The 13467-nt window shown below is 57.9% G+C and carries 11 protein-coding genes; 5 read left to right on the top strand and 6 right to left on the bottom strand.

The annotated features are described in order from the left end of the window. Position 1: 1 nt before the first annotated feature. The 3 genes from ACK56M_RS28995 to ACK56M_RS28985 form a co-directional block, all read right to left on the bottom strand. Positions 2–991, bottom strand: a complete 990-nt coding sequence (locus ACK56M_RS28995; protein WP_411959182.1) for an AAA family ATPase — start codon at positions 989–991, stop codon at positions 2–4. An 85-nt stretch (positions 992–1076) separates the two neighbouring features. Next, complete coding sequence (locus ACK56M_RS28990; protein WP_411959642.1) at positions 1077–1661, bottom strand: DUF6088 family protein; 585 nt, start codon at positions 1659–1661, stop codon at positions 1077–1079. 279 nt (positions 1662–1940) lie between these two features. Next, the gene (locus tag ACK56M_RS28985) at positions 1941–4265 is read right to left on the bottom strand and encodes a P-loop NTPase fold protein (RefSeq protein ID WP_411959181.1); all 2325 of its coding nucleotides are present in this window, start codon (positions 4263–4265) and stop codon (positions 1941–1943) included. Between the two features lie 316 nt (positions 4266–4581). Between ACK56M_RS28985 and ACK56M_RS28980 the strand changes: the two genes are divergently transcribed. Further along, the gene (locus ACK56M_RS28980) at positions 4582–5064 is read left to right on the top strand and encodes a hypothetical protein (RefSeq protein ID WP_411959180.1); all 483 of its coding nucleotides are present in this window, start codon (positions 4582–4584) and stop codon (positions 5062–5064) included. 433 nt (positions 5065–5497) lie between these two features. Here the strand turns inward: ACK56M_RS28980 and lpdA are convergent, their stop codons facing one another. Then, on the bottom strand, positions 5498–6898 hold the full coding sequence (gene lpdA, locus ACK56M_RS28975; protein WP_411959179.1) for a dihydrolipoyl dehydrogenase: 1401 nt from the start codon (positions 6896–6898) through the stop codon (positions 5498–5500). A gap of 207 nt (positions 6899–7105) precedes the next feature. On the opposite strand from lpdA, the gene cfaB reads away from it, so the two are divergent. Then, positions 7106–8290: a C17 cyclopropane fatty acid synthase CfaB gene (cfaB, locus tag ACK56M_RS28970; protein WP_411959178.1), complete on the top strand. Its 1185-nt coding sequence runs from the start codon at positions 7106–7108 to the stop codon at positions 8288–8290. A 140-nt stretch (positions 8291–8430) separates the two neighbouring features. Here cfaB and cls read toward each other — a convergent pair whose 3' ends face one another. Further along, the gene (gene cls, locus ACK56M_RS28965) at positions 8431–9870 is read right to left on the bottom strand and encodes a cardiolipin synthase (protein ID WP_015272375.1); all 1440 of its coding nucleotides are present in this window, start codon (positions 9868–9870) and stop codon (positions 8431–8433) included. 131 nt (positions 9871–10001) lie between these two features. Between cls and ACK56M_RS28960 the strand changes: the two genes are divergently transcribed. Next, positions 10002–10529 (top strand): DUF3617 domain-containing protein, encoded by a 528-nt coding sequence (locus ACK56M_RS28960; protein ID WP_015272374.1) that lies wholly within the window; start codon positions 10002–10004, stop codon positions 10527–10529. Here the strand turns inward: ACK56M_RS28960 and folE2 are convergent. Next, the gene (folE2, locus tag ACK56M_RS28955; RefSeq protein WP_015272373.1) at positions 10513–11418 is read right to left on the bottom strand and encodes a GTP cyclohydrolase FolE2; all 906 of its coding nucleotides are present in this window, start codon (positions 11416–11418) and stop codon (positions 10513–10515) included. The genes ACK56M_RS28960 and folE2 overlap by 17 nt on opposite strands. A gap of 202 nt (positions 11419–11620) precedes the next feature. Between folE2 and zigA the strand changes: the two genes are divergently transcribed. Both zigA and ACK56M_RS28945 read left to right on the top strand, forming a co-directional pair. Continuing rightward, positions 11621–12829: a zinc metallochaperone GTPase ZigA gene (gene zigA, locus ACK56M_RS28950; protein ID WP_054572034.1), complete on the top strand. Its 1209-nt coding sequence runs from the start codon at positions 11621–11623 to the stop codon at positions 12827–12829. Next, positions 12826–13452, top strand: coding sequence for a DUF1826 domain-containing protein (locus tag ACK56M_RS28945; protein WP_015272371.1), 627 nt, complete (start codon positions 12826–12828; stop codon positions 13450–13452). The genes zigA and ACK56M_RS28945 overlap by 4 nt, the downstream gene beginning before the upstream one ends. Positions 13453–13467 lie beyond the last annotated feature (15 nt).

Genomic DNA, 13467 nt, shown 5'->3' with positions numbered 1-13467 from the left:
CTCATACTCGTTGTCGTTGGTGGAAGGCCTTGCGCTCCCCAAGATGCCTTTCCACGTCCCTAGCATCTACCTGAACACGGTCATCAATGATCGCATCCTTGATAGCGTCGTCTGCTGCCCGAGCCAACTCTGCGTAGCTGAGGCCAGCTGCGGCATCTGCAAGTACACCCCAGCTATTCATCTTTTTCGAAAAGTTCGCTAGGCGACCTTTGAGTACTGCCTGGATCTGTTCGCTGTTGGGCAGCCCATATTCGATAACATCATCGAAGCGGCGGAACAAGGCGTAGTCGAGGATTTCTGGGTGATTCGTGGCCGCGATAATCAAACTGTTCGATTGGTCTTGCTCAATCATCTGCAGAAAGCTGTTAAGCACCCGGCGAATTTCACCGACGTCGTTTGCCAGACCGCGTTGAGAACCGATGGCATCGAACTCGTCGAAGAAATAGATGCCTCTGGTATCGCGAATTGCATCGAACACTTGGCGCAGTTTCGCTGCAGTCTCACCCATGAATTTGGTAATCAGGCTGTCCAAGCGGACAACGTACAGCGGAATCTTGAGCTCGCCGGCGAGGGCAGAAGCGGTCATTGTCTTGCCAGTACCTGGGGGCCCAACAAGTAGCAGTTTCCTGCGAGGAGACAGGCCATGAGCCCGGATTTTCTCGAAGTTCCGTTGTTCGCTGATAATTCGAGCCAGGCGGCCGTGAGTGCCTTCGTCGAGCACCATTTCCGAAATGCGGGTGTTGGGCATAGCTACCGACAGCAGGTTACTGAGCTCGCCCCGAGGTTGGCCGATAGGCACGGGTTGGCTGGGCGGAAGTTGATTACGCTTGCTGACAGCGGCGTCAATGAGTGTGCGTAGATCCTGCGCGAGCTTTCCATGGCCTTGCTTCGCTTCATGAGCGGCCATCTGCATCGCTACGGCAAGGAAATGGCTATCGTCCCCTTTGATGTGGGAACGTAGTAGTGCCTTTAAGTGCTCGCCGCTAGCCATGATTTTCCTGCCTTTTCGATATCAATAGTGTAAACGTTCTGACCCAATGCTTTCCGTGCTTACGCCCTCGAAATGAGGCCGTTGGTCACTGGACTTCCTGTGCAATTGACGCTCGTCCTATGGCGATTGCCATCCAAGAAGGAAGGCGACCGCGGATCGATGACAGTGCTTCCCACTCCATTTCAGACATTCTTGTGCGCAAGTGGCGAGCCGCCTCATCGGCCTTTTGTGGGCCGAACCACGCTAACGCGCGAATCGCATTGCCGGCCAATGACCCAGCCATCGCCAACATCCAGCGCGGTGCATGACGAAGAAGCGCCACTTCGCCCCCGATTCTCAACTGACGGGTTTGGCCTGAAGTCAGAAATTCCTGGCCGTCCTGTTGTGGCGAGGTAAGGCCAAATAGCTCAGCTGCCTTAGCACCCCCCAAGACAATAGCCGCTTTACCTTTCACAGCCATGGACTTCACGACCTTTTCTAACGTGGGCGCAGCTTCCTGTACTCCTTTGGCCGTGCGGACATAGATTCCCCGCGCTACACGGCTAAGCATCCCACCTCTAGCCAGCCGAGAAAACGCCTGGTCTACGGCTGCCCTACTGCCCAAGTGCAAGAACTCCTTGGGCGATAGAACTGTGCCGTCAGGGAGGGCTCGGGAGCGTTCCAGAATCATCGACGGTAGCGACATCAAGGGTGACCTAGCTGTGATTTGTCAGATATTAAATGATAGTTCTGACATAAAGAGCAAATGTATTATCGATAGCACTGCCAAAATGCGATCGTCACTGGAGCTTGGTGTGGATGGATTGATGAGTGTCGAGGTAATCGACTGACTGTTAGTGCTCCAGCCCGTGGACGAGAGCTATTCCTACGTCAGAGCACCGCCTCGGCGCACCCTCGCCATCAAGGATGAAATGCGTTGGTGCGCCGGGGTTGCCCATCAGAGAAGGGCTTATCGATAGATGAAACTGCCCTTGTTCTCAGCCCAAGCATCAAAGTGTTGGCGCAGAGTGGTGAGGGCTACTGCTTCATCCGGGAAGTCAGCTGGGTTGATGGCCTCGCATCGATCCCTTGCCGTATCCAGGCCGATGAAAATCTCGAAGACGTCCTTGCTGAAAATATTGTGCACCTGAGAGACGCGATCACCTACGGTATGGCTGCTCCCAACGCTCATCATGCTTTTAGCCATACTGGCAAAGCCTTCATCGCTGCTGATGGCCTCTAGCAGCCATGCGCGAGGTTCCTCGACGGACCCTGCATAGTTTTTCCACCGATAAAGCAGGGAGTCGAGATCGGGCTCCGCGAGCAACACGCTTTTGCCCGCAGCGCGACTCCTGATTAGTTGTAGCCACATATCCTTCATCGCCTCGACAGTCGCGAAGCTCAGGGTGGGATCAAAGTCAGCTGTTTCTTGGTGGTCGGCTGGATCACTGAGATGGATTAGCATTGCTGCGACAGAAAGCGCTCCGGTCTTCTGAAGAGCATCAACAGCTAAACCACCTCGCTGGTCCTCTGGAAGGCGCTTCAAGAACCAAGATACTGCATGCCATCCGCTTACCCAAGGTGAGCTGAACGACTCACCTTCGAAGCGCACGAGCTTCTGCGCGATGGTGAACAGTCCCGGCAGCAGTATTGCGGCGTTTTCAGTTGGCAGAAGGCCAACCGATTCATCAAGCCTCGCAATGAGCGAAGGCAGCAGGTTGTCTGCTTCTATCTCGGCGATCAAAGCGGCAAGGTTTTCCTCAGTCGCTGTGGCATCAATAAATTCAATGAAGCGTCGTTCCGAAATCTCACCGAGCGCCGTTTGAAGCTCGAAATACCGGGGGAAAAAGCGTGGGGCGCACACCTGTTTGCCATCCGACCATTGTTGGCGGAAACCATCACTGTAACGCGTCCCGCCCATGGCCCATTGGATGGTGGGGAAGAGCAGCTTGATGGTGTCTTGGGCCAGTTTGCGTCGATCTTCTGGGACGATCTCAATGAGCTTTTGTACGGCATCCTTCACGATGGCATCGCGACCATCCCCACGGTAGCGATGCTCTTGTAGAACCAATGATTTCTCTTGGAACAGAGCTTCGTGTAGATCTGGTTCGAAAACCCGCAGCGTTTCCAGCACAAGGAAGTCCACAATATTCACTTCGAGCAAATCATCTGACGCATGCAAGGGTAGATGCACCGCTATGGACGTCAGCAGTCGATGAGCATCTCGCATGTTCCGCACGTGTGGTTGGATGCAGCCTAGCAAGGCATTTCCCCAGCGGACCTTGGCGAAGCCGTTTTGCTCGGTAGCGAATCGGATTGCCAACTCCGTTAGCTGCTCCGCAAAGATCTGATGCACCATTTGCGTTGGCACAGCGGGGAGATCGAAATTGGCCTGTACAATTTTTTCGAGGAAAGCGCGCCCGTTGTTGTCTGCCACCGGGTCAAGGGCTCGTTCCACGATGCTGGGTTGGAAGAGCAACACAAAGACAATGTTGGGCAAATTTGCGTTAGCTTTGACCTGACGCAGCAGGACCCGAATCTGATCAGGTTCGAGTCGATCAATATCGTCGACGAAGACAATGAGCGGGCGCTTCAATTCACGCAGGCGCGCTTCGAGAGCTTTACGTATTTTGTCCAGCGGTTCGCCGCTACGGTCGCGGCCAAGGTGCTTCAACAAACGGCCCAGCAACGAGGTAACGATCGACAACCCTGCCAGAACATAAGCCACCGTGGCTGCAGCGGGAAGGTTGAAGCCGATGGATGAGGCAACAGAAATTACCGACGCGTTTGTCAGCACTGTAGAGATTTTCTGGCTGTCCCCACCTGCCTTTTTTAGCGGGGCGCTGGAGCCAGATAAAATTGCACCGTAGCGCCTCAACGCTTCTGCACGAGCCTTTGCTTCCTGGGAATGGTCACCGCCCAATCGGTCAGCTAGCTGACTAAACAGTGCTCGAGTGATGGCGTTGCCATCGCCCCATTGCCAAGGATTGAAATCCAGCCAATCTGCGCCGTCGTTTCTGGCTTGCAATTGTTCGATAACCAGGTGCTTGAGTGAGGACTTTCCAAAGCCCCAGCCCCCTCGGATTGAAAACACGCGGCCTTCACGAAGACTGAGTTCGGACAGCACGCCGGCGATGCGACTTGCGTAGCCCACCCTTCGAAGACGATCTTCAGCCTTTGTACGAATCGGTGCTTCAGTACCGATCTCCATCGGCGGCTGGCTGATCGGCCCATCTCCTGGCAGCGACTTCTGGCCAGGGAGCCACTTCTTCATCCAGATCCACAAGTCACTCATTCTTTGTGTCCTCCCTGCGTGGAGCCGAGATTAATGTTGCGTTGAAGCCTCGACCTCGGGCTGCCAACCGAATTTCGCGACGCAACCACTTGCGGCAGGGTATGGGCGTAACCCGTCACATCGTAGCGAGCGCAAATCTTGAGGTGCCCAGCTTGAGAAACGCGGGGACATATTAGCCAACCGAATTTTGCTACGCAGCCACTTGCAGATGGCTAACGGCGCTTTGGTGCCTTGACCGAGAGCCTTGTAATACATAGTATGCGCATGAGTGCATACAACGTATGCTTTCATCTTCTCCACACAGCTGAGAATCGAAATGTTATCCGTACGACTTAACGACAATATCCGCGACCAGTTAGATCTCTGGGCGCTACGCACGGGCGAGCCGCGCAACTCCATCATCACTAAAGCAGTGAGCCAATACCTGAGTAGCCTAACCTTAGGGGGTATTCCCCTTGAGGAAAGCGTACAAGAAAGCTCCGCTGAGCTATTCAACAACTTGTTCTCCAAGACTGACGGACTGGTGGACAATTTCGTTGAAATAAAACGCTGGATCCAAGACGAAGTGATCTGGACAAAAAAACACACCCATCCTGAAACAATGACAGGAAAGCCGACTCCCGGCATTTACGGGCGGAATGTGGTAACGGGCTACTACGTCGATCCTCAACATGAGATTTTCGTGATCAGTAAGCACGTAACGTGGCCACCTGCGTCCGGACTGGACAGCTACCATCTGTATGTGCACCCGTATGATGTCTGGATCGAGTACATGCAGGAAGTCAAGCGCAAGACCTGAGGTCTGAGGTCGTGCCGTCTCTGCACTTCGGGTCGGATGAGCCTTTTCTTGGCGACGTCGACAAGCCGCCCCGAAGTCCTCATTCACCTTCTCTATCAGGTGCCGTTCACCATTATTCGACTTGGGTCAAAAGCGAACAGAACGGCAGCTTCGCCTTCAATAGATCGCTATCACTGCGCAAAGTCGCGTCATTGCTGGTTGCGACAGTTTTAATTCTGTGGCGCAAATGCTCGGAGCAGCGTTTGGTCGTTCTGCGACAGTTTTGCGCCTCCTCAAAGCGAGGCTGAAGCCCCCGGAATTTGGGCCTCCATCGCGACATATTTAATTCTCAAAGTTCAGCGCCCCGTCGCGACACAAGGCCGCTCCTACAGGAAATTGCGTTCTCCTGTAGGAGCGGCCTTGTGGGCTGCAAAGCAGCCCCGGCTATCTCGCATCAGATCTGCATCGCCATCCCGTCCACATTCATCGCTGCCTGGCGCAAGGCCTCGGAGCGGGTCGGGTGGGGGTGGCAGGTGAGGGCGATGTCTTCCGCCGAGGCCGAGAACTCCATGGCCACGCAGAACTCACCAATCATCTCGCTGACACTTGGGCCGACCAGGTGCACACCCAGCACTTCATCGGTTTCGGCATCGGCGATGACCTTGGCGAAGCCTTCGGTCTCGTGGTTGATCTTGGCCCGGCTGTTGGCCGTGAAGGGGAACTTGCCGACTTTATAGGCACGCCCTTCGGCCTTGAGCTGCTCTTCGGTCTTGCCCACCGTGGCCAGCTCCGGGCGGGTGTAGATCACGCCAGGGATAAGGTTGTAGTTGACCTCGTGGGGCTTGCCGGCGATGCGTTCGATGCAGGCCACCGCTTCGTCTTCGGCTTTGTGCGCCAGCATCGGGCCGGAGGTGACGTCGCCAATCACCCAGATACCCGGCACGCTAGTGCGGTGGTGGTCGTTGCCGAGCATGCCGCGCTTGTCGGTCTCCAGGCCCACGCTTTCCAGGTTCAGCCCTTTGGTATAGGGGCGGCGACCGATGGCGACCAGTACGTAGTCGGCCTGCAGCGTTTCTGCGCTGCCGCCGGCGGCGGGCTCCAGGGCCAGGCTCACGCCATCGGCGCTGGCGCTGGCCTGGGTCACCTTGCTGCCCAGCTTGAACACCATGCCTTGCTTGGCCAAGGCCTTCTGCAGGGTCTTGGCGGTTTCTTCGTCTGTGCCCGGGCAGATGCGATCGAGGTATTCGATGACCGTGACCTGGCTGCCCAGGCGGCGCCATACCGAACCCAGCTCCAGGCCGATCACGCCGGCACCGATGACGACCAGGTGCTTGGGCACCTGTGGCAGCGACAGCGCGCCGGTAGAGTCGATGATGCGTTGGTTGTCGATGGTCACGCCCGGCAGAGGGGTAGGCTCGGAGCCGGTGGCAATGACGATGTCCTTGGCCTGCAGTGCGGTTTCGCTGCCATCCTCAGCCTTGACCACGACCTTGCCGACGCCCTCCAGGCGGCCCCAACCCTTGATCCAGTCGACCTTGTTCTTGCGGAACAGGTACTCGATGCCCTTGGTCAGGCCGGTCACGCTCTCGTCCTTCTGTTTCATCATCTGGGCGAGGTTGAGGCCAGGTTTGACTTCGATACCGAGGTGGGCGAACTCGTCACCACTGGCCGCTTCGTACAGCTCGGAAGCATGCAGCAGCGCCTTGGAGGGCATGCAGCCCACGTTCAGGCAGGTGCCGCCCAAGGTCGAGCGGCCTTCCACGCAGGCTACGCTCAGGCCCAGCTGGCCGGCACGGATGGCTGCGTTGTAGCCGCCAGGGCCACCGCCGATGATCACCACGTCATAGGATTTCATGGGTTCAACTCCAGGATGAAGAAGCGCGAGAGGGGCACAAGGTTAAGCTGAGATGCTAAAATTGTATACAATCCGCTGTATGGATAAGATCAGTTGGTTCTAGACCATGGTCTCGTTTAGAGGAAACATCCCACGAATGAACTACTCTGATCCGGCGACGTTCGAAATATCAGGCGTCGTGGCCAAATACGGACAGGAGGGTCGTTCATGCTTGCGCAACTTCCACCGGCACTGCAGAGCCTGCATCTGCCGCTGCGGCTGAAACTGTGGGACGGTAACCAGTTCGATCTGGGGCCTAGCCCGCAGGTCACCATCCTGGTCAAGGAGCCGCAGCTGATCAGCCAGTTGAGCCACCCGAGCATGGACCAGCTGGGCACCGCATTCGTCGAAGGCAAGCTGGAGCTGGAAGGCGATATTGGTGAAGCCATCCGTGTATGCGATGAGCTGAGCGAAGCGCTACTGAGCGATGAGGATGACACCCCACCGCAGCGGCGGGCCCATGACAAGAGCACCGACGCCGAAGCCATTTCCTACCATTACGATGTTTCCAACGCGTTCTACCAGCTATGGCTGGATCAGGACATGGCCTACTCGTGCGCCTACTTCCGTGAGCCGGACAACACGCTGGATCAGGCACAGCAGGACAAATTCGATCATCTGTGCCGCAAGCTACGCCTGGAAGCGGGTGATTACCTGCTCGACGTTGGCTGCGGCTGGGGTGGGCTGGCGCGTTTCGCTGCTCGCGAATATGGCGCCAAGGTGTTTGGTATCACCTTGAGCAAGGAGCAGCTCAAGCTCGGTCGCGAGCGGGTGAAGGCAGAGGGGTTGGCCGACAAGGTCGACCTGCAGATTCTCGACTACCGCGACCTGCCTCAGGACGGCCGCTTCGACAAGGTTGTCAGCGTTGGCATGTTCGAGCATGTCGGGCATGCCAACTTGGCGCTGTATAGCCAGAAGCTGTTCGGTGCCGTGAGGGAAGGGGGCCTGGTGATGAATCACGGTATTACCGCCAAGCATGTGGATGGTCGCCCGGTCGGGCGTGGCGCTGGCGAGTTCATCGATCGCTACGTGTTCCCCCATGGCGAGCTGCCGCACCTGTCGATGATCAGTGCCAGCATCTGTGAAGCGGGATTGGAGGTAGTAGACGTGGAGAGCCTGCGTTTGCACTACGCCAAGACCTTGCACCACTGGAGCGAGAACCTGGAGAACCAGCTGCACAAGGCGGCGGCGCTGGTGCCCGAGAAGACCTTGCGCATCTGGCGCCTGTACCTGGCCGGGTGTGCCTATGCCTTCCAGAAGGGCTGGATCAACCTGCATCAGATCCTGGCCGTGAAGCCGTACGCCGATGGGCACCATGACCTGCCTTGGACGCGTGAAGACCTGTATCGCTGAATTGCAACAAAGCACGCAAGCGCGACACCATACCCTGTGGAGCGGGTTTACCCGCGAATGCGTCGGTACAGCCACTGACGTCTTCGCGGGTAAACCCGCTCCCACAAGGTCCGCGATACCCTGCAACGGGCGCAGGCGCATCAGAGAATCGGCGAAATCAGCCGAGCAATCCGCATCCCCAGTTGCTGCAGCCGATGAGTATCGCGGCTGTCCTCCGCAGTAATTTCCCGTGCCTGTTCAAAGTCATTGTTCAGCATGTTCTCGACCTGGTCAGCGAAGCCGCGATCGACTGTCAACAGGGTGATTTCGAAGTTCAGGCGGAACGAGCGGTTGTCCAGGTTGGCACTGCCTATAGCGCTGACATCGTCATCCACCAGCACCACCTTCTGATGCAGGAAACCCGGTTGGTAGCGGAACATGCGTACACCCGCACGTACCGCTTCGAAGGCGAAAAGGCTGGAGGCGGCATAGACGATGCGATGGTCTGGGCGTGACGGAATCAGCACTCGCACATCGACCCCACGCAGTACCGCCAAACGCAACGCGGCGAACACCGCCTCGTCGGGGATGAAGTACGGGCTGGTGATCCACACGCGCCGGGTGGCTGAATGGATCGCCTCAAGGAAGAACAGCGAGCAGGTTTCCTGTGGATCGGCCGGGCCGCTGGCCAAGGCTTGGCACAGCACGCCGTTGTCAGGGTAGGCGTCCGGCAGAATCAGCGGCGGTAGTTGGCGCGTGGCCCAGTACCAGTCCTCGGCGAACGACTCCTGCAGGCAGGCTAGCACCGGCCCGCTGATCTGCACGTGGGTGTCGCGCCAAGGTGAAAGCTGCGGGTGGCCACCGAGGTACTCATCGCCCACGTTGTGCCCGCCGATGAAACCGAGCAAGCCATCCACCACCACGATTTTGCGGTGGTTACGGAAATTAACCTGGAAGCGGTTGAACCAGCCCCGACGGGTTGCGAAGGCATGAATCTGTACACCACCGTCGCGCATCAACTGGCTGTAGCTTGCCGGCAAGGCATGGCTGCCGACACGGTCATACAGCACGAACACCCGCACCCCCTCGGCGGCTTTGCGCAGCAGCAGTTGCTGCAATGCTTTGCCAAGGTTGTCGTCATGGATGATGAAGAACTGCACCAACACCACGTCGCGGGCTTTTTCGATGGCGGCAAATATTGCATCGAATGTTGCCTTGCCATCGATCAGCAGCTTCACCTCGTTATTGGCAAGGCAGGGCATCCGCCCGAGTTTGGGCATGGCGCGCAAGGCCGCATAGCTTTCCGACTCGCGGGCGGTAAGGGCTTCTTCTACCCAAGGCCGCCAGTTGAGGTTGGCCATGGCCACATGCATTTCCTGGTTGGCCTGGCGCCGAGCCTTGATGTAGGCATAGAACGAGCGCGCACCGAAGATCAGGTAAGGGATCAGGGTGAGGTAGGGGATGAAGAACAACGGCATGGCCCAGGCGATTGCGCCCTGGGCAGTGCGCACGGTGAACAGTGCGTGTAATGCGGCGACAATACCCAGCAAATGAACCAGGCCGAGTAGGTAACCGAAGAAGTAGGGGCTGTGGTAGTCCATATGCATCCTGCTTGCCGAGTACACTTGAGTAACAGAACACGTTCCCGGTCCGCCTTGCAACCTGCAGGTGGATTTGGCGTCTAAGGCACAGACCGGCCCGCTTGGCCGGCTTTTTCCAGGAGCGTTCGTCCATGAAGATTCGTCTGCCACTGTTGGCGTTGGCCCTAGGTGTGAGCAGCCCGCTGGTGCATGCTCAGATGCTACAGCCAGGTTTGTGGGAGCTGACCACCAGCAACATGCAGGTCGATGGCAAGCCGTTACCCGATATGGAGTTCATGCTCGGCCAGTTGAAGAACCTGCCGCCAGAGCAGCGCGCGATGATGGAAGGGGTGCTGGCCAAGCAGGGAGTGACTGTTGGGGGTAAGGGGGTGCGCTCGTGCCTGACGCCAGAACAGGTGGCAACCAACGATATCCCCCTGCAGGACCCGAAGTCAGGTTGTACACAAAAGATAACCGACCGCACCGGCAATGTATGGAAGTTCCAGTTCAGCTGCCCCAAAGCGCAGGGCAGTGGCCAGGCGACTTTCCTCAGTGACCGGGAATTCACCACCCAGGTCAACGGTACATTCAACGCTTCGGGTGTACAGCAGCAAGGCAGCATGAACACCCGTGCCGTGTGGTTGGGTAATGACTGCGGCTCGGTCAAGCCGCGCAGCTGACATCCCATTGCCACTGGCTGGTCGCGACAGCATCGTGGGCATGCAGGCTTTCTGCATGTTCCACGCGCAGCTTGAAGGCCGTGCTCCATTCCATTTGCCGTAGCGCCTTGTGCAGGCGTCGTGCGGCGTCTTCGCAGAACATCAGATTCTGGCCGTTGGCCAAGGCAAAGGCTTGTTCGTCTGCGCGCTTAACTGCGGTCTGCACCGCTGTCCCCAGGCTTGCTTCTATGCGGTCGATCAACTCGGTGATTGGCAGAACCTGCTGATTGCTGCGCAGCCTTACCTGGATTTGCGCGCTACTACGTTGGCTATGGGGCGTCGCTACGATGCCTTCGGCGCTGCCAAGCCACTGCAGCACTGCAGATTTGTCGACCTGCTCTGCACTGAAATGCGCCTGGAACTGCTGCTGAATCAGTTGCCGTGCAAGTGCAGCCGAGCATGGGCAGGTCGAGGAGTAAGGGACAGAAACGGATAGTTCCACGTGGAACATTTCATTTTCGATCCTTGCATCGACTGTGACGGCATAGCTTTTCCAACCCTGCAGCGGGCTGATCAATGCAGGCCTTTTTAGCAGATGCTCGAAGCGCAGACGCAAATAGGCTGAGGAAGAAAGGCCTTCATGGCTGCTGAGGAAGTCAGTCAGCAGCTGGTGGATGGTGAGCGGCGTCAGGGGCTGGTGCTCCAACGACTCCAGGGCGAGATAAAGCCGTGACATATGGATACCGCGTGAGCTGCCGTCTACCAGGCTAACGCCGGCATCGACCGTGGCAGCTGCTGTGCGCCCCTCGAACTGCACAGGTTGGGCGATCCCGCACATACCCACCCAGTTCAAAGGTAAGGCGTATTCATGGGTTTGTGCGGCTATGTCGGGGAGCTTGAGCTGAGTCATCTGCTATTCCAAACAAAAGGGAGATCAGCGGCCACCACCGATCAAGCTGCAATGCCGGGAGGGGCACCCTGGCACGTGGCGGGTTCACTTTTCCTCCCGGTGGGCACTCATTCGTCACGAACGGCTTGGCGAAATTGTATTGTTACTTTATAACATTGTGCAATGCATCGTTTCGAATGCGCTCGCCTGAAGAGGTTTCGCCATGTCCAACCGTCTCCCTGTCACCGTGCTATCCGGCTTCCTTGGCGCCGGCAAGAGCACCTTGCTCAACCATGTGCTGCGTAACCGCGACAACCTGCGAGTCGCGGTCATCGTCAATGACATGAGCGAAATCAACATCGATGCGAGCGAGGTGCAGCGCAACGTAAGCCTCAACCGTGCCGAGGAGAAGTTGGTGGAAATGAGCAATGGCTGCATCTGCTGCACGCTGCGTGAAGACCTGCTCGAGGAAGTGGCGCGGCTGGCTGAAGAAGGGCGTTTCGATTATTTGCTGATCGAGTCCACGGGGATCTCGGAGCCACTGCCTGTGGCCGAGACCTTCACCTTCCGCGACGAACAGGGCCGTAGCCTGTCCGACATGGCGCGCCTGGACACCATGGTCACTGTGGTCGATGGCCTGAACTTCCTGCGTGATTACCAGGCAGCAGACAGCCTGGCCAGCCGTGGCGAAACCCTGGGTGAGGAAGACGAGCGCTCAATCAGTGACTTGCTGATCGAGCAGATCGAGTTCGCCGATGTACTGTTGCTGAGCAAGATCGACCTGATCAGCCAGCACGAGCGCGAAGAGCTCATGGCCATTCTGCGCAGCCTCAATGCTCGGGCGCAGATCGTGCCCATGGTCATGGGCCAGGTACCGCTGGACCGCATCCTCGACACCGGCCTGTTCGACTTCGACCAGGCCGCCCAGGCACCGGGCTGGCTGCAAGAGTTGCGCGGCGAGCATGTGCCGGAAACCGAAGAGTATGGCATTGCCGCCACCACCTGGCAGGCCCGGCGCCCCTTTCATCCACAGCGCTTTTTCGACTTTATCCACAAGCCCTGGAGCAATGGCCGCCTGCTGCGTTCGAAAGGTTTTTTCTGGCTGGCCAGCAAATACCAGGAAGCTGGAAGCTGGTCGCAGGCAGGCGGCATGATGCGCCATGGCTTGGCGGGCCGCTGGTGGCGTTTCGTGCCGCGCGAGCAGTGGCCACAGGATGTGGATAACACTGCCGCGATCTTGAAGAACTGGGTTGCCGAGAGCGGTGACTGCCGCCAGGAACTGGTGTTCATCGGGCAGAATATCGACTTCGAAAAATTATCCACAGCACTCGATGCATGCCTTTTGACCGATCAGGAAATGGAATTGGGGCACATGGGCTGGTTGCGCCTGCCCGATCCGTTCGGTTCATGGCATGAGGAGGCCGCAGCATGAACCCTGCACGCAAGCCTGTGGATATTTTCCAGGTATTTGGCGAGACACCGCAGGTGCTGACCGATGTGCTGCAGGATGGCGTAAACCTGGCGGTATGGCGCCGACGTTTGCCGCCGCAACTGGAGGACTTTGCCGCGCTGGTGGTTAGCCTCGGCCAGCCCTTGGCAGACCAGCGCGTCATCGATGTGGACGAGCGGCACATGCCGGTATTCACCGAACTCTTGCGCGAAGCGGCCGACTTGCACGGCTATGAGGCATTCGTGGCAGATGTGGCCTGGCTGGTGGCGGCCTATACCTGCCTGGTGGGTGCGCAGCGGGTTGGTTTGCGCCTGCGGGTACTGACCGGCCCTATGTGCCCGCGCTTCCATGTGGATAACGTACCGCTGCGTCTGCTCACTACCTACGCAGGTCCAGGTAGCGAGTGGTTGAAAGAGGACGCGAGCCCTCGTGGCAACTTACACACAGCAATACTTCCTGTGGATAACGTTCAGTACTTGCAAGCTGGCGATGTGGCGGTGCTCAAAGGTGAAAAGTGGCAGGGCAACGAAGGCGCGGGTCTGGTGCATCGGTCGCCATCGGGGCAGCAGGGGCGCCTGCTGCTCAGCCTTGACTGGCTGGCCTGACGGCGCATAGTGAGG

Origin of the sequence: Pseudomonas sp. s4 (genome assembly GCF_046764235.1) — a bacterium.
Classification (GTDB): domain Bacteria; phylum Pseudomonadota; class Gammaproteobacteria; order Pseudomonadales; family Pseudomonadaceae; genus Aquipseudomonas; species Aquipseudomonas asiatica.
This window is presented reverse-complemented; position numbering and strand designations above follow the sequence as displayed.